The organism is Jatrophihabitans sp. YIM 134969, assembly GCF_054456675.1.
The window spans coordinates 1-16,276 of the sequence record NZ_JBTJEQ010000072.1 but is presented as its reverse complement, the minus strand read 5'-3'; the positions used below and the strand labels follow the sequence as shown (position 1 = coordinate 16,276).

Below are 16,276 nucleotides of genomic sequence, written 5' to 3'. Positions count from 1 at the left end.
GGCGAGCGCGCCCGCCGGTCCGCCCGTCGTTCAGGACCCACCCGCCGACGTCCCGGTCGCGGCGCCCGTCGCGCCGGTCGCCGCGGTCTTCGGCGCACCGGACCCTGACGCCCTGATCGCCGCCCCGGCGGCCGAGGACACCCGCCCGTCGGCCGACACCGACACCCCCGCCGTGGCCGGTTCCGGCTCTGACGGCAGCACTGACGCCAGCACCGACAGCGGCGTCGAGGGCAGCGTCGAGGGCGACGCGGACTCCGACGACGACGCGGGCGGCCGCCGCCGCCGCCGCGGTCGCCGCGGCCGTGGCCGTCGCTCCGGCACGGGTGAGGACGACGCGACCGAGAGCACCGACGCGACGGACGGTGCCCCGGCCTCCCGGGACACCGCCGACGACACCGCCGACGACACCACCGGCTCCACCGGCGGGGCCGACGACGACACCGACGACGACGCGGGTGCCGACACCGACGCCGACGCCGACGCCGAGGGCGACTCCGACGAGGAGGGCGCGAGCGGCACCAGCCGCCGTCGTCGCCGCCGTCGTCGCCGCGGAGGCAGCGCCGGCACCGGCGAGGGTGGCGAGGACGGCGAGGACCCGCCCAACACCGTCGTCCACGTCCGCGAACCCCGTGCCGAGAAGGACACCGGTGGATCCGCCGGCGGCCGCAAGCGCCGCGGCGGCGACCGCTCGACCGACGCCGACGACGACGGCGTGCGCGGGGTCCGTGGCTCGACCCGGCTCGAGGCCAAGCGTCAGCGCCGTCGTGACGGCCGCGACAACGGCCGCAAGCGCGCGCCGATCCTCACCGAGGCGGAGTTCCTCGCCCGGCGCGAGGCGGTCGAGCGCGTCATGGCCATCCGCCAGCGCGGCGAGCGCACCCAGATCGGCGTGCTCGAGGACGACGTCCTCGTCGAGCACTACGTCACCCGCGCCAGCACCACCAGCTACGTCGGCAACGTCTACCTCGGTCGGGTGCAGAACGTGCTCCCGAGCATGGAGGCGGCGTTCGTCGACATCGGCAAGGGCCGCAACGGCGTGCTCTACGCCGGCGAGGTCAACTGGGACGCCGCCGGCCTCGACGGCAAGGCCCGCAGCATCGAGAACGCGCTGCACTCCGGCGACACCGTGCTGGTCCAGGTCACCAAGGACCCCGTCGGCCACAAGGGCGCCCGGCTCACCAGCCAGGTCAGCCTGCCCGGCCGCTACCTCGTGTACGTCCCCGGCGGCGGCATGACCGGCATCAGCCGGCGTCTGCCCGACACCGAACGGTCCCGGCTCAAGGCGATCCTGAAGAAGGTCGTGCCCGAGGACGGCGGCGTCATCGTCCGCACCGCGGCCGAGGGGGCGAGCGAGGAGGACCTCTCGCGCGATGTCGAGCGGCTCGTCGCCCAGTGGGAGACGATCCAGGCGAAGGCGGCGAAGAAGTCGTCGGCGCCCGAGCTCGTCCACGGCGAACCCGACCTCGCGATCCGGGTCGTCCGTGACCTGTTCAACGAGGACGTCCGCAGCCTGGTCGTGCAGGGCGAGGACGCCTACGCCGAGGTGACGGGCTACCTGACCGACATGGCACCCGAGCTCGTCGACCGGCTCAGCCGCTACACCGGCACCGGCGACCTGTTCCACGACCTGCGCATCGACGAGCAGTTGGCCAAGGCGCTCGACCGCAAGGTGTGGCTGCCCTCCGGCGGCTCGCTGGTCATCGACCGCACCGAGGCCATGACGGTCGTCGACGTCAACACCGGTAAGTTCGTCGGCTCCGGCGGCAACCTCGAGGAGACCGTCACCCGCAACAACCTCGAGGCGGCCGAGGAGATCGTGCGGCAGCTGCGGCTGCGCGACGTCGGCGGCATCGTGGTCATCGACTTCATCGACATGGTGCTGGAGAGCAACCGCGACCTCGTGCTGCGGCGCCTGACCGAGTGCCTCGGCCGGGACCGCACCAAGCACCAGGTCGCCGAGGTCACCTCGTTGGGCCTGGTCCAGATGACCCGCAAGCGGGTCGGCGAGGGCCTGCTCGAGGCGTTCAGCACGACGTGCGAGTGCTGCCACGGTCGCGGCGTCATGGTCTCGACCGAGCCGGTCGACCAGAAGTCCGGCGGCTCCGGCGGCTCCGGTGGTTCCGGTGGCTCCGGCGGTGGCGGCGCGGACGACGAGACCGACGACAAGCCGACCGGCCGTCGGCGCCGCGGCCGCGGGTCGGCCCGGGCCGAGGAGCCCGAGCCGTTGCCGACGACCCCGCAGGTCGACGAGGCCAAGCGCAAGGCCGCCGCCGAGGCCATGGCCGCGATGGCCCGCACGGCCGCGGGCGAAGCCGGCCCCGTCGCCGACCTCGCCCAGGTCGTGGGCGAGGACGCCCTGGCCGACGTGGTCGAGGACGCCGTGGCCACCGTCGAGGACACCGCCGACGACCTCACGGTCGACGGTGCCGATCCGGTCCTCGCCGATGTCGACGACGCGATCGAGGAGCGGGCCGAGGCCGAAGCCGCCGCCGCTCCGGTCGTCGAGGTCGTCGTCGAACCGACCGAGCAGCCCGAGCAGCCCGAGCCGACCGAGCAGCCCCAGTCGACCGAGCAGCCCCAGCCGGCGGACACCGTCGAACCGGTGGTGCCGGCCAAGAAGGCGGCACCTCGGCGTCGTCGGGCCGCGCGCCGTCCGGCCGGGGCGCCGGTCGCGGACCCGCCTCCCGCCGACTGACACCGGGTCGCGCTACGTTCGCGCCTCGTCACGGGGAGGTGCGCGTATGGCGGTCATCGACATCCAGGGGCTGTCCAAGACCTACCGCGCGCGCACGTGGCGTCGCGCCGGTCGCCGTCCGGCGACCGCGCGGCCGGCGCTCGACCACCTCGACCTCCTGGTCGAGGAGGGTGGGGTCCACGGCTTCCTCGGTCCCAACGGCTCGGGGAAGACGACGACCATCCGGGTGCTGCTCGGTCTGGTCCGGGCCGACGCCGGCGCCGTGCGGATGCTCGGCCGGGAGATCCCGCGCGAACTGCCCCGGGCGGTGGCGCACGTCGGCGCCCTCGTCGAGACCCCGCTGTTCGTGCCGGCGTTCTCCGGGCGTCGCAACCTCGAACTGCTCGCCCGCGTCGGTGGCGTCGGTGCCGAGCGGATCGAGGAGTGCCTGGAGATCGTCGACCTCCGCGAGCGGGCCACCGACCGGTTCGGTGGTTACTCGCTCGGCATGAAGCAGCGCCTCGGCATCGCCGCCGCGCTGCTCAAGACTCCCCGGCTGCTGATCCTCGACGAGCCGAGCAACGGCCTGGACCCCGCCGGTATCCGTGACGTCCGTGAGCTGGTCCGCCGTCTCGGCTCCGACGGCCACACGACCGTCCTGCTCTCCTCGCACCTGTTGGGCGAGATATCGCAGGTGTGCGACCGCGTGTCGGTGCTCGCGCGCGGGCGCTGCGTGGCGTCGGGTCCGGTCGCGCAGATCCTCGGCGAGGGCGGCGCGACCGGCGGGTTCGTGGTCGGCCTGCCCGACCTCGACCGGGCGGCGGCGGTCCTCACCGCCGACGGCCTCACCGCCACGCCGTCCGGCACCACCCTGGTCGTCGGCGGCACCGCCGAACCGGGCCGGATCACCCGCGTGCTCGCCGCGGCCGACCTCTGGGTGGAGCACCTCACCCCCGCCACCCGCGACCTCGAGCAGGTGTTCCTCGACCTCACCGAGGCCGGCCGCGACGAGCAACCCGCGGCTCACCTCGCCGCCGCATCGGAGCCGGCGCCGTGACGGCCACTGCCGCGGCCACCGGACGCCACGCCCGGGTGGACGACACTGCGTCCGCGCCCCGGCCCTCGCTGGTGCGCGCCGAACTGCTGCGCCTGCGCAGCCGACGGCTGCTGCGGGTCCTGCTCGCGCTGGTCGTGCTCGGCTGGCTCGCCGCGACCGTCGTCGCGGTCTTCACGTTCGCAGAGCCCGGTGCCGCCGACCTCGACCGGGCCCGCGCCCAGATCGCGCAGATCGTCGCCGACAACGAGACCTACCGGACCCAGTGCCTCGCCGACCCGCCCGACGGCGACGAGTCGTTCTGCGGGCCGCCGACCACCGCCGCGGACTTCTCGCCGAACGACTTCGTCCCGAAGAGCCCGTTCGAGCTCGACGGGCCGGGGCGCGACGGCGCGCTCGTCACGGCCGTCGGCGTCGCCGTGGTCGCGGTCGTCGCGGGAGCGACCTGGATCGGCGGGGAGTGGTCGTCGCGGTCGATGGTCGGGCTGCTGTTCTGGGAACCGCGGCGGTGGCGGGTGCACCTGGTCAAGGCGGCGGTGGTGACGGTCGCGGCGGCGGTGGTCGCGGTGCTGGCCGAGGCCCTGTGGACGGCGTCGGCGTACCTGCTGGCGAACCTGCGCGGCGACGGCGCGGCACCGGACGGCTTCGTGGGGCAGCTGCTGGGCCTCGAGGCCCGGGGGGTCGCCCTGGTCGCCTGCTGCGCGCTCATCGGCTACGCCGTGGCCGGGCTGGTCCGCAACACCGGCGCGACCCTCGGGATCGCGTTCGTCTACTTCGCGGTCGTCGAGACGGCGGTGCGAGCGGTCTGGGACGCAGCCCAAGCGGGGCTGGTCACCGTCAACGCCGTCGCGCTCGTGGCCCGCGGCGGGTACACCTACTACACCTACGACGACGTCGCGGACGGCACGGGACCCTTCTCCTCGCAGCAGCACGAGCACGTGGTGTCGAACCTGCAGGGCGGCTTGGTCCTCGCCGGGGTCGCGGTCGTGCTGACGGCCGTTTCGGGATGGGTCCTGGCGCGTCGCGACGTCCAGTAGGGCGGGGTCGGCGGCCGCGGCGGAGCCCACTTTGCCCCCGGGGACAGTCCTCCCGTATCCTGAACGACGGCCTGCCGTGAGGTTGGCCCACCAGCACGTGCCCGCGGACGACGACGTCGACCGCGCCGGTCCACGCCCGTCCGGGGCGTCGTGGCCGAAGTCAGCCTTGGAAGGTGTGGAAGTCGATGTACGCCATCGTCGCGACGGGCGGCAAGCAGTACAAGGTCGCTGTCGGCGACGTCGTCGAGGTCGAGAAGATCGCGGCGGCGCCGGGAGACTCCGTGACCCTGCCCGCGGTCCTGCTCGTCGACGGCGGCGACGTCACCCACGACGCCGCCGCGCTCGCGAAGGCGTCGGTCACCGCCGAGGTCGTGGGAGCCGTCAAGGGCCCGAAGATCAAGATCCACAAGTTCAAGAACAAGACCGGCTACCACAAGCGCATGGGTCACCGTCAGCAGCTGACCCACCTGCGCATCACGGCCGTCGAGAACGGGAAGTGAGCTGAACCATGGCACACAAGAAGGGCGCTTCCAGCTCCCGCAACGGTCGCGACTCCAACGCGCAGCGCCTCGGCGTCAAGCGCTTCGGTGGTCAGCTCGTCGAGTCCGGCGAGATCCTCATCCGCCAGCGCGGCACCAAGTTCCACCCGGGCGACCTCGTCGGCCGCGGTGGCGACGACACGCTGTTCGCCCTCGCCAAGGGCCACGTGCTCTTCGGTGAGCGCCGCGGCCGCAAGACCGTGAGCATCACCCCGCTCGAGGGCTGATCCTCCGGCCCGCGCGCCTCGCGCGGGCCCCGCTCCACCTGTCAGGACATCTGCATGGCCACGCACTTCGTCGACCGCGCCGTTCTCCACCTCGCCGCGGGCCACGGTGGCCACGGCTGCGCCTCGGTCCACCGGGAGAAGTTCACCCCGCTCGGTGGTCCCGACGGCGGCAACGGCGGACGCGGCGGTGACATTGTTCTCGAGGTCGACCCCGGCGCCCACACGCTGCTCGACTTCCACCACCGCCCGCACCAGAAGGCTGGCAACGGCAAGGGTGGCTCCGGCGACCACAAGAACGGCTCCGACGGCGCCGATCTCGTCCTCACCGTCCCCGACGGCACGCTCGTGCTCGACGCCGACGGCGAGCGGCTGGCGGACCTCACGGGCGCCGGCACCCGCTTCGTCGCCGCCCGTGGCGGAGCCGGTGGCCTCGGCAACGCCGCGCTCGCGTCTCCTCGCCGCAAGGCGCCCGGTTTCGCCCTGCTCGGCGAACCCGGCGACGAGCACGACATCGTGCTCGAGATCAAGTCCGTCGCCGACGTCGGCCTCATCGGTTTCCCGTCGGCCGGCAAGTCCTCCCTCATCGCCGCGATGTCCTCGGCGCGGCCGAAGATCGGTGACTACCCGTTCACCACGCTGCGGCCGAACCTCGGCGTGGTCACCGCGGGCGACTCCGTGTTCACCGTCGCCGACGTCCCGGGTCTGATCCCGGGCGCCGCCGAGGGCCGCGGGCTGGGCCTGGACTTCCTGCGCCACGTCGAGCGCTGCGCGGTCCTCGTGCACGTGGTCGACTGCGCCACCCTCGAACCCGACCGCGACCCGCTGCCCGACATCGAGGCGGTCGAGGCGGAGTTGGCGGCCTACACCTCCTCGACGCCGGAACTCGGCGACCTCGCCGACCGGCCGCGGCTGGTCGCGCTCAACAAGATCGACGTCCCCGACGCCCGTGACCTCGCCGACCTCGTGCGGGCCCAGGTGGCCGAGCGGGGCTGGCCGGTGTTCGAGGTGTCCGCCGCCTCGCACGCCGGTCTGCGGGAGCTCGGCTTCGCGATGGCCGCAGCCGTCGAGGCCGACCGGGCCGAGCGTTCGGCGCCGGAAGCGCCCCGGATCGTGCTCCAGCCCTTGCCGGTGGGATCGCGTTCCGGCCGGGAGTTCTCCGTCTCGCGTGACGCCGAGGGCTTCGTGGTCCGCGGTGTCAAGCCCGAGCGTTGGATCCTGCAGACGGCCTTCGACAACGAGGAGGCCGTCGGGTTCCTCGCCGACCGGCTCAACAAGCTCGGTGTGGAGAAGGAACTGGTCGCGCAGGGGGCCGAGCCCGGCGACGCCGTCACCATCGGCGACGTCACGTTCGAGTGGATCCCGACCGAGATGGACCTGGCCGCGATGGCCGTCACCTCGCCGCGTGGCACCGACGACCGGCTCAACCCCTCGAACCGCCGCCGCGCCGACGAACGGCTCGCGAGCAAGAAGGCCAAGCGGGAGCACGGCGACTACGAGGACTGGTACGGCGACGACGTCCCCACGTCCACGTCGTCCCGTATCGAGTAGCAACCGTTGTCCAGGGCAGCGATCGCGGCGGCGTCGCGGACCGTCGTCAAGGTCGGGTCGTCGTCGCTGACGTCCGGTGGCTCGATCGACCCGGCTCGACTGGGGGCGCTGGTCGACGCCGTCGCCGCGCGGGTGCGCGGCGGTCAGCAGGCCGTGCTCGTGTCGTCCGGGGCCATCGCCGCCGGCATGGGCCCGCTCGGGCGGCGCACCCGCCCGCGTGACCTCGCCACGCAACAGGCGGCCGCGGCCGTGGGGCAGTTGCTGCTGATCGAGGCGTACGCCGCCGCGTTCGCCCGGCACGGGCTCACCGTCGGCCAGGTCCTGCTCACCGCGGACGACCTGCACCGCCGCGGTCACTACCGCAACGCCCAACGCACGATGGAACGGCTGCTGACCCTCGGGGTGGTGCCGATCGTCAACGAGAACGACACCGTGGCCACGCACGAGATCCGCTTCGGCGACAACGACCGCCTGGCCGCGCTGGTGGCTCACCTCGTGCACGCCGACGCGCTGGTGCTGCTGTCCGACGTCGACGGCCTCTACGACGACGATCCCCGCCTGCCCGGATCCACCCGCCTCGACACCGTTGCATCGTCATCCGATCTCGACGGCGTGCGGCTCGCGGGATCGTCGTCCGCCGTGTCGACCGGCGGGATCGCGACCAAGCTCGAAGCCGCAGGCATCGCCTCGACCTCCGGCGTCCCGGTCATCCTCGCCGCCGCGGCGAACGTCGCCGACGCGCTCGACGGTTCCGGCGGCACGGTGTTCGCGGTGCAGGGCAAGCGCCCGGGCTCGCGGTTGTTCTGGCTCAAGCACGCCTCCTCGCCCCGCGGTCGGTTGACGCTCGACGACGGCGCCGTCCGCGCCGTCACCCAACGCGGGGCGTCGCTGCTCGCGGCCGGTGTCACCGCGGTGTCCGGCGACTTCGGCTCCGGCGACGCCGTGGAGCTCGCCACCACCGACGGCCGGGTGGTCGCTCGCGGTCTGGTCTCCTACGACGTCGGCGACATCCCCGCCCTCATCGGCCGTTCCACGAAGGACCTCGACGCCGACCACCGCCGCGAACTCGTCCACCGCGACGACCTCGTGGTGCTCTAGGGGTACGCACGCGGCAAGTCGGCCGGGGCGCTGTTCGCGTCGAACCGCACCTCGGTGCTGCGGCCGTCGGCGGTGGTCGCGCGGTACAGCACCGTGCCGTCCACGCCCGACGGCGCCGCCCGCGATCCCGTGACCGCCCGCTGTAGCGCCGTGATCTCGGCCGCTGTGAGGGTGCGGGACCCGAGCAGGAAGGTCCCGTCCGGCCCGCTCACGTCGTACTCGCAGACGGCCCCCGACACCGCGGCGGCGAGGACCGTGTCGTCCACGTCAGGGCTGGACGCCGGCAGCTGCGCATCGCAGCCCCGGGCGTCGAGCGGCGTGTAGGACAGGCCGGCCAGGACGGTCGCCGTGCCGCCGGCCGGTGCGGAGATGCTCATCTGGACGCCGACGTCCGGCAGCTGCAGCAACGGTGGCGTGCCCTCCGGTCCGTAGGTGTCGACCCACCGCGCCGGGTGCCCGGCCACCGTGGTCGCGGTCCCGGGTCCGTCCGACGACGTGAGGGCCTGCAGCGTCACCGACGTCCTCGTGACGGGGGCAGACGTCGTGATCGGACCGGGCGTCGAGGGATGGGTCGGGCAGTTCGGCAGGTTCGTCGGGATGATCGTCACGGTGTTCCCGTCGCCGGGGGCGCCCGAGCCGAAGCAGCCGAAGCGGCCGACGCCCCACGAGGCGGGCACGGTGAGGGTGATGCCGTGGAAGCTCACCTGTTGGGTGGGGGGTGGCGGCTCGGCGCCGATCAGGTCGGCGCTCCGGAACGGTGGTCCGGCCCACGGCGCGATCAGCACGACGGCAGCCACGATCGCGGCGGCGGCCGCGGCCACCGACCCCACCGCGACCCACCGCCTCGTCCGGGCGGGGCGGACGGCTACCGCGTTCAGCTGAACGCGGTCGACGTCGTGGGCGCGTTCGGCGAGCGTCGCCCGCACCAGGTCCTCGAGGTCGGTCACGCCGATCCACCCCCACGACCGGATTCTGTGTACTCCTGCGGCGTCACGACGCGAGAAGACACAGAATTCGCGAGGCTGGGGTGGTCGCGGAGGGTGGCGAAGGCGCGGGAGGCCAGGGAGCGGACCGTGGCCTCGCTGACGCCGACGAGCGTCGCGATCTCCCGGTCCGGCAGACCCTCGTAGTAGCGGAGCACCAGCACCGCGCGTTGCCTCGCCGGCAGCGTGGCCATGGCCCGCCACGCGGCGTCCCGTTCGTCGACGCCCGTGGTGGCGTCGGGCGCGGCGGGGACGTCGTCGAGGTCGACCCCGACCAGTTCGGTGCTCGCCCGCCGGCGGCGCCAACCGAGGTACTCGGTGACGACGATGCGGCGCAGGTACGCGCCCGGGTGCTCGGGCGGCCCGTGCCGCTGCCACCGGGTGTGGGCCTTCATCAGTGCCTCCTGGGCGAGATCCTCGGCGCGGCTGGCGTCGTGACACAGCAGGTAGGCCGTCCGCACCAGGGCATGACCGTGCTCGGCCACCACGTCGGCGAACTCCACGTCGTACCTCCTCACCCGTCCTGATGCAGCGGGCGGCCCGATCCGTGGCACTCAGCCCAGGGCGGTGAGCAACGCCAGGACGTCGGCGTCGAGGTGCGACACCCGATCGCCCGCCGCGGCGGTGCCGCAGCCGCCCGCGTCGACCGAGACGACCACCTGCGCGTCGCCGGCACCGTGGAACAGCAGCCCCCAGCGCGGGCCGGCCTGCGCGGTGCAGGCCTCGGTGACGAGCGGTGGCAACGCGTTCAGCGCGTCGGCGAGCGGAACCGCGACGGTCCTCGGCCGCGTCGACACCGTCGTCGGCGTGCCGTCGACCGGCTCGAGACAGACGGTCACCGAGCTCGGCGTGAACGGGACCAGCTGCTCCCTGGTGGCGGTCGCGGCGCCGTCGGCCGCGCACGCCGCGATCGGGTCGACCGGGACCGCGGTGGAGCCACCCGATCCGGGGTCGCCGGACGCCGTCACCGTGCCCGGACCGGGTGAGACCTCGACCGTCGACGGTGAGACCTCGACCGTCGACGGTGAGACCTCGACCGTCGACGGTGAGACCTCGACCGGCGTCGGCGGCAGGGGTTTCGTGGACAGCGACGTCAAGGCGGCCCGGGCAGGACCGGTGACGTCGGCGATGGCCGCGACCGCGCCGTTGGTGGTCCCGCTGCAGCTGTCGGGCGACGCCACCCAGACCACGCCGTCGTCGTAGGTGAGGCCGATCAGGTACACGTTCGACCAGGCGATCTCCGGGCAGCTGCGGTGGTCGCCCGGGCCGACGATCGTTGCACCCTGCAACGCCGACAGCAGCCGCGCGACGGCCGGATCGCTCCCGTCCGCCCGGGCCGAGCGACTCAGGTCCAGGGTGGGGCGCAGCGGGGTGTCGACCGGGGCGGGCGGGTCGACCGGGTCCGACGGGCCGTCCGGCCCGGCGGGCGACGTGCCGATCCCGCCCGGGTTCACCGGCCCGACGACGACGTCGGGTGCCGGGGTCTCGTAGCCGCACACCAGCACGTCCGTCGGCGCGCCGGGGGGCACGAGGCGGCCCTCGGCACCCGGAGCGGTCGGAAGCGAGGGGATCAACGTCGACGGCGACCAGTCCGGTGCCACCGGGTTCGGCGCCGAGCCCGGGCAGGTGAGTTCGCTCGTCGCGCCGCCCGCCACCGCGGAGCCGCCGTCACGGGTGGCGGCCCACGCGCCGACCCCGCCGCCGGCCGCGAGCACGCCGACGACCACGGCCACGCCGATCCAACGGCGCCGCCCGCGCGACGACGCGGGCGGCGAGACCTCGACGACATCGCTCACGGAACTCTCCTCCTGGCACTCGCCACATCGGGCACGGGCACTCCTGCCCCGGTGGGACCCGGTGGGGGGTCCTTCTGGTTCCGGCTCAGTCCGAGGCCTGCAGCAGTGCGACGAGTGCGTCGGACGGGTCCCCGCGGTGGTTGCCGTCGAAGACCCCCGGGCAGGTTCCGAGCAGGACGTAGACGGTGGCGGTCTCACCCTCGGCACTGCGGAACGTGAGCTCCCACCGATCATCCAGTTCGTCGTCCCCGCACCCGGACGCCGGCGCGGTCGCCGCGGGCGACCCGGTGATGAGGTCGGCGAGCTGCTGCGCCACCTCGTCGCCGCGTCGCACCACCGTGCCGCCCGGTGTCGAGCCCGGCGGGTTGTGGCAGATCTCGACCGTCACCGGCGGGAAGGGGACGGCCGATCCCTCGTCCATCGGCGAGACGAAGATGCCGCCGCAGTGGGGTGACAGGCCCGGGGCCGACGGTGAGGCGACGGGGCTGGGGCGCTCGGTCGCCGTGGCGTGGTTCAACGCCCAGTCGACCGGCCCGCTGAGGTCGAGGTTGCTCACGCCGGCGCCGTTGGTGGTGGTGCACAGGGCCGGCCCCGCCAGCCACACCACCCCGTCGTCGTAGGTCAGGCGGACGAGGTACTGCGGCGCCCGCACATCGGCCAGACCGCCGCAGGTGAAGAAGCCATCTTGCGGAAGCGTTGCACCGTGCAACGCAGTCAGCAGCGGTGCGACAGATGCGTCGGTGGCGTCGTGGGCCGCGGTACGGCCGAGTGGGAGGTCGGTGAGCACGGAACCGTCGGACGTCTGGGGGTCCGGGGCCGACGGGGCCGAGGGGGCCGGACTGCCACTCCCTCCGGTGCCATCGGGAGCGATCCCGCCGCCGTACGGCGGGCGGTACTCACACAGCACGACCTCGGTCGGATCGTCCGACGGGACCAGTCGGTCACCGAGATGCGGCACGGTCGGGAGGTCCGGGACCTGGTCGCGCAGCGAGAGGTGGCTGTCGCCGTCCTCGACGCCGCTGTCGACCGGCACGGACGACGGGCAGATCCCACCGTCGGTCGCGCCGAGCCCGGGCCTGTCGTCTCGGAGCACGAGCCAGGTGGCGCCGCTGCCGAGAGCGACGGCGGCGACCGCCACGATCGTGATCGCCAGGGTGCGGTGCCAGCGGGGGCGGCGGACCGGAGCGGCGACCGGCCCGAGGTCGTCGGGCGGCGTCGTCGACACGCGGTCATCCTGCCGGACGCACGCCGATCGCGGCAGCTCGGAACCGTGTGAGGGTCACGAACCGCCGCGATCGGGGGTGGAGCGGATCAGGCGCGTGGGCCGACCAGGGTCTTCTCCAGCACCGGGGCGGCCGGGGCGGGGACGGAGGCGGCGGGGGCGTCCTCGACCGTGTCGTGCGGGTCGCCACCGGCGGCGAAGGCGACCTCGTCGAACGGCAGGCCGCCGGCCAGCACCCGGCGAGCACGGTCGCGGTCGAGTTCCCCGACCGAGCGGGCGAGCACGAGCGTGGCGATGGCGTTGCCGGTGAAGTTGGTCAGCGCCCGGGCCTCGGACATGAACCGGTCGATGCCGACGACCAGACCGACCCCGTCGACCAAGTCGGGGCGGTGGGCCTGCAGCCCGGCCGCGAGGGTCGCGAGGCCGGCGCCGGTGACGCCGGCGGCGCCCTTGCTGGCGATGATCATGAAGCCCAGCAGGGAGATCTGCTGCCCGATCGACATCGGCGTGCCGGAGGCGTCGGCGATGAACAGCGACGCCATGGTCAGGTAGATCGCGGTCCCGTCGAGGTTGAACGAGTACCCGGTCGGCACCACGATGCCGACGACCGGACGGCTGACGCCCGCGTGCTCCATCTTGGCCATGAGGCGGGGCAGGGCCGTCTCCGACGACGAGGTCGACAGGATCAGCAGCAGTTCACGGCCGAGGTACCGGAACAGGCGGAAGACCGACAGGCCGGTGGTGAGGCGCAGGACGGTCCCGAGCACGACCACCACGAACAGGATGCAGGTGGCGTAGAAGCCCGCCATGACCTGCAGCAGGCCGGTCAGGGCCGAGGCACCGCTGCTGCCGACCACCGCGGCGATGGCACCGAACGCGCCGACCGGCGCCAGCCACATGAGCATCGCGAGGAGCTTGAACACCAGCTTCTGCAGCACGGCCACGCCGTGGAGCACCGGCTTGCCCTTGGCGCCCAGCGCCTGCGCCGCGAAGCCGACGAGCAGCGCGATGAACAGCACCTGCAGCACCTCGCCCTCGGCGAACGGCGAGAACAGCGAGGTCGGGATGATGTGGAGCAGGAACTCGACCGTCGTCAACGGTTCGGTGTCACCCGCGGCGTCGGCGGCCTTGCTCGCCACCTCGGGGGTGATGGTCATGCCCGAGCCGGGCTTGATGAGGTTGCCGACCACCAGGCCGATGGCCAGGGCGAACGTCGACATCGCGAGGAAGTACAACAGCGCGTAACCGCCGACCTTGCCGACCTTGGCGGCGCTGCGCACCGACCCGATGCCGAGCACGATCGTGCAGAAGATGATCGGGGCGATGAGCATCTTGACCAGGGCGACGAACCCGGTGCCGAGCGGCTTGAGCTCCTGGCCGAACGCGGGGAACACGAGCCCGACCACGATGCCGAGGACGACGGCGACGATCACGTAGAGGTAGAGCCGGCTGGTGCGGTCCTTCCCCGGGGTGGCCGGAGATGTTCCGGGCCGGGCGGCGGGGGGCGGCGGTACGGCGGCGTTGCGCATGACAGCTCCTGTGCGGTCGGGCCCGGTGGTACGGCGCGGGCGGCGTGACGCAGACTGTGACCCCAGCCACCCGGGCGCGTCGCGCTTTCGTACGTTGCGGTCACGGGTGACGGATCCGGAGGCGACGTGGTGCGGGCAGGGCGACGACCGTGGGGCATCGCGGGGCGGGTCCTCGCGCTGCAGGTCGCCCTGGTGACGGTGCTCGTCGCGGCGGTGACGGTCGGTGGCGTCCTGCTCGCCCACGACCAGGCCGAGGCCACCGCCGAACGCACCGTCGTGGGGGTGGCCCGCACGGTGGCGGCGACGCCCGAGGTCGTCGCGGCGGTCACGACGACCGACCCGACCGACGTCCTGCAGTCGCTCGCGGAACGGGTGCGGACCTCGACCGGGGTGTCGTTCGTGGTCGTGATGTCGACGACCGGCATCCGGTGGTCCCACCCCGACACCAGTCTCATCGGCGGGCACTTCCAGGGCCACATCGCCACGGCCGTCGCGGGTGGCACCGAGGTCGAGACCTACACCGGCTCGCTCGGGCCGTCGGTGCGGTCGGTCGTCCCGGTGCGGGCGGGCGACCGGGTCGTCGCACTGGTGTCGGTGGGCATCCCGACTGCGTCGATCGGCACCGACGTCAGCCGGCGCATCCCGGTGATCGTCGTGGCCGCGCTCGCCGCGCTGGCGCTCGCGGTGTTCGGCAGCTGGCTCATCGGCCGCACGGTCCGGCGGCAGACCCTCGGGCTGGGCGCGCCCGCCCTGGCGCGGATGGCGCAGTCGCAGGAGGCGGTGCTGCACTCCATCCGCGAGGGGCTGGTGGTGGTCGACGGGGACGGCGTGCTGCGGCTCGCGAACGACGAAGCGCTGCGGTTGCTGGGGTTGGAGGCGGCCGACATCGGCCGTCCGGTCGCCGACATCGACGTCGCGGGCACGGTGGGCGAGCTGCTGCGGACCGGTCGCACGGCCGAGGACGAGTCGCACACCGCCGCCGGGCGGGTGCTGCTGGTCTCGCAGGCCGAGGCCCGCGCCGGTCGTCACACCGGCCGGGTCGTGACCCTCCGCGACCGCACCGAACTGCTAGCCGTGAGCGGGGAACGCGACCGTTGGCAGGGGTTCGCCGACTCGCTGCGGGCCGTGGCCCACGAGTCGGCCAACCGGCTGCACACCGTGGTGTCACTGGTCGAACTCGGACGTACGGCGGAGGCGGTGCGCCTGGCGACCGGGCAGATGGCGGCGTCGCAGCAGCTCGCCGACCGGCTGGTCGACGCCGCGGACGACGAACCCGAGCTGGTCGCACTGTTGCTGGCCAAGAGCGCGCAGGCCTCGGAGCGCGGCGTGGCGTTCGACCTCGACGGAGCGCGGGTGACCCGTCCGACCGGCGTCGACCCCGACGACCTGCTCGTCGTCATCGGCAACCTCGTCGACAACGCGCTCGACGCCGCCACCACGCGGGTCGAGGTGGTCGTCGACGACGCCGAACCGGGTGTCCTGCGCATCGCGGTGTCCGACGACGGCGGCGGGATGTCCGATCCGGACAGGGCTTTCGAGCGCGGCTGGTCGAGCAAGACCGATGCGCCGGTGCACGGCCGCGGCCTGGGTCTGGCGCTCGTGGAGCAGGTCGTCCAACGCCGCGGCGGCCGGATCCACGTCGACACGTGTGCGGGCGACGGCACCTGCGTCGAGGTCGAACTGCCGGTGGTCCCCGACCGGGTGGGGTCGTGACCGCGATCGCGACCCTCGTCGTCGAGGACGAGCAGCTCACCGCCGAGGCGCACGTGGCCTACCTGGAACGACTGCCGGCGTTCACCCTCGCGGGGGTGGCCCGCACGGCCCAGCAGGCGCTGGCCGCGCTGCGGGAGGCGGAGGTCGACCTCGTCCTGCTCGACGTGAACCTGCCCGACGGCAACGGCCTGGACGTCGTCCGGCGGATGCGGGCGGCGGGGCACGGCGCGGACGTCATCGCCGTCACGGCGAACCGGGACCTCGCCGCGGTGCGCAAGGCCGTCCACCTCGGGGTGGTGGGGTACCTGCTCAAGCCGTTCGGGGCGGCGAGCTTCACCGGGAAACTCGAGCAGTACGCGGCCTTCCGGCGCACGATGGCCGCGACCGAGGTGGGCTCGCAGGCCGACGTCGACCGGCTGCTGACCGGGATGGTCCACCGCGAGCGGCTGCCGACGGGGCTCAGCCCGGAGACGCTCGACGCCGTGCTGCGCCTGGTGGCGGACAACCCGGTGTCGGCCACCGAGGTCGCGGGTGCAACCGGGGTCTCCCGGGTGACGGCCCGGCGGTACCTGGAGCACCTCGCCGACACCGGCGCGGTGCGGCGGGCGCCACGGTACGGCGGTACCGGCCGGCCGACGGTCGACTACGTCGTGAACACGGAAACGCCGTGACCGACGGGGTTTTCCCCGCGGTCACGGCGTTCCGGTGGTGCTGGGTTCAGCCGGCCTGACGGACGGCCGAGCGGCGACCGCGGCGACCGGCGCCGGCGCCCGACGGGCGGTTGCCCTGCGGTGCGGACTCGGTGCGGCGCTGACCGAAGTGCGGCTGGCCGGTCCGGCTGGCCCGCGGCGCGCCC

Annotated in this window: 14 protein-coding genes; 9 read left to right on the top strand and 5 right to left on the bottom strand. The window is 73.7% G+C overall.

The annotated features are described in order from the left end of the window. From ACXR2U_RS22755 to proB, 7 genes are all read left to right on the top strand, one after another. A partial coding sequence (locus tag ACXR2U_RS22755) for an Rne/Rng family ribonuclease (RefSeq protein ID WP_458827379.1) occupies window positions 1-2,695 on the top strand: 2,695 nt, incomplete at its 5' end. Window positions 2,696-2,741: 46 nt separating this feature from the next. Beyond that, window positions 2,742-3,731, top strand: coding sequence for an ABC transporter ATP-binding protein (locus ACXR2U_RS22750; protein WP_458827378.1), 990 nt, complete (start codon window positions 2,742-2,744; stop codon window positions 3,729-3,731). Further along, window positions 3,728-4,765: an ABC transporter permease subunit gene (locus ACXR2U_RS22745; protein WP_458827377.1), complete on the top strand. Its 1,038-nt coding sequence runs from the start codon at window positions 3,728-3,730 to the stop codon at window positions 4,763-4,765. The genes ACXR2U_RS22750 and ACXR2U_RS22745 overlap by 4 nt, the downstream gene beginning before the upstream one ends. Window positions 4,766-4,950: 185 nt before the next feature. Then, a complete protein-coding gene (rplU, locus tag ACXR2U_RS22740; protein WP_458827380.1) occupies window positions 4,951-5,265 on the top strand; it encodes a 50S ribosomal protein L21 in 315 nt (104 codons plus the stop codon). Window positions 5,266-5,273: 8 nt separating this feature from the next. Next, window positions 5,274-5,531 (top strand): 50S ribosomal protein L27, encoded by a 258-nt coding sequence (gene rpmA, locus ACXR2U_RS22735; RefSeq protein WP_458827376.1) that lies wholly within the window; start codon window positions 5,274-5,276, stop codon window positions 5,529-5,531. Between the two features lie 54 nt (window positions 5,532-5,585). Next, on the top strand, window positions 5,586-7,079 hold the full coding sequence (gene obgE / locus ACXR2U_RS22730; protein ID WP_458827374.1) for a GTPase ObgE: 1,494 nt from the start codon (window positions 5,586-5,588) through the stop codon (window positions 7,077-7,079). Window positions 7,080-7,085: 6 nt separating this feature from the next. Further along, window positions 7,086-8,177: a glutamate 5-kinase gene (gene proB, locus ACXR2U_RS22725; RefSeq protein ID WP_458827373.1), complete on the top strand. Its 1,092-nt coding sequence runs from the start codon at window positions 7,086-7,088 to the stop codon at window positions 8,175-8,177. Here proB and ACXR2U_RS22720 read toward each other — a convergent pair. The 5 genes from ACXR2U_RS22720 to ACXR2U_RS22700 all read right to left on the bottom strand — a co-directional run bounded on the left by ACXR2U_RS22720 (window position 8,174) and on the right by ACXR2U_RS22700 (window position 13,707). Then, on the bottom strand, window positions 8,174-9,124 hold the full coding sequence (locus tag ACXR2U_RS22720) for a hypothetical protein (protein ID WP_458827372.1): 951 nt from the start codon (window positions 9,122-9,124) through the stop codon (window positions 8,174-8,176). The two genes, proB and ACXR2U_RS22720, sit on opposite strands and share 4 nt — an antisense overlap. Further along, window positions 9,121-9,663 carry a SigE family RNA polymerase sigma factor gene (locus ACXR2U_RS22715; RefSeq protein ID WP_458827371.1) on the bottom strand — a complete coding sequence of 181 codons (543 nt, stop codon included), beginning with the start codon at window positions 9,661-9,663 and terminating at the stop codon, window positions 9,121-9,123. The genes ACXR2U_RS22720 and ACXR2U_RS22715 overlap by 4 nt, the downstream gene beginning before the upstream one ends. Window positions 9,664-9,714: 51 nt before the next feature. Continuing rightward, a complete protein-coding gene (locus tag ACXR2U_RS22710) occupies window positions 9,715-10,956 on the bottom strand; it encodes a hypothetical protein (protein WP_458827370.1) in 1,242 nt (413 codons plus the stop codon). 85 nt (window positions 10,957-11,041) lie between these two features. Next, window positions 11,042-12,181 carry a hypothetical protein gene (locus ACXR2U_RS22705; RefSeq protein WP_458827369.1) on the bottom strand — a complete coding sequence of 380 codons (1,140 nt, stop codon included), beginning with the start codon at window positions 12,179-12,181 and terminating at the stop codon, window positions 11,042-11,044. An 86-nt stretch (window positions 12,182-12,267) separates the two neighbouring features. Then, the gene (locus ACXR2U_RS22700) at window positions 12,268-13,707 is read right to left on the bottom strand and encodes a cation:dicarboxylate symporter family transporter (RefSeq protein WP_458827368.1); all 1,440 of its coding nucleotides are present in this window, start codon (window positions 13,705-13,707) and stop codon (window positions 12,268-12,270) included. 126 nt (window positions 13,708-13,833) lie between these two features. On the opposite strand from ACXR2U_RS22700, the gene ACXR2U_RS22695 reads away from it, so the two are divergent. After that, a complete protein-coding gene (locus ACXR2U_RS22695) occupies window positions 13,834-15,420 on the top strand; it encodes a sensor histidine kinase (protein ID WP_458827367.1) in 1,587 nt (528 codons plus the stop codon). Continuing rightward, complete coding sequence (locus ACXR2U_RS22690) at window positions 15,417-16,091, top strand: response regulator (RefSeq protein ID WP_458827366.1); 675 nt, start codon at window positions 15,417-15,419, stop codon at window positions 16,089-16,091. Before ACXR2U_RS22695 ends, ACXR2U_RS22690 begins: the two co-directional genes overlap by 4 nt. The last annotated feature ends 185 nt before the right edge of the window (window positions 16,092-16,276 follow it).

Bases quoted from the DNA above. Each gene is read 5' to 3' on its own strand.
- rpmA (WP_458827376.1), top strand. From the start codon at position 5,274: ATGGCACACAAGAAGGGCGCTTCCAGCTCCCGCAACGGTCGCGACTCC.
- rplU (WP_458827380.1), top strand. From the start codon at position 4,951: ATGTACGCCATCGTCGCGACGGGCGGCAAGCAGTACAAGGTCGCTGTC.
- ACXR2U_RS22750 (WP_458827378.1), top strand. From the start codon at position 2,742: ATGGCGGTCATCGACATCCAGGGGCTGTCCAAGACCTACCGCGCGCGC.
- obgE (WP_458827374.1), top strand. From the start codon at position 5,586: ATGGCCACGCACTTCGTCGACCGCGCCGTTCTCCACCTCGCCGCGGGC.
- ACXR2U_RS22700 (WP_458827368.1), bottom strand. From the start codon at position 13,707: ATGCGCAACGCCGCCGTACCGCCGCCCCCCGCCGCCCGGCCCGGAACA.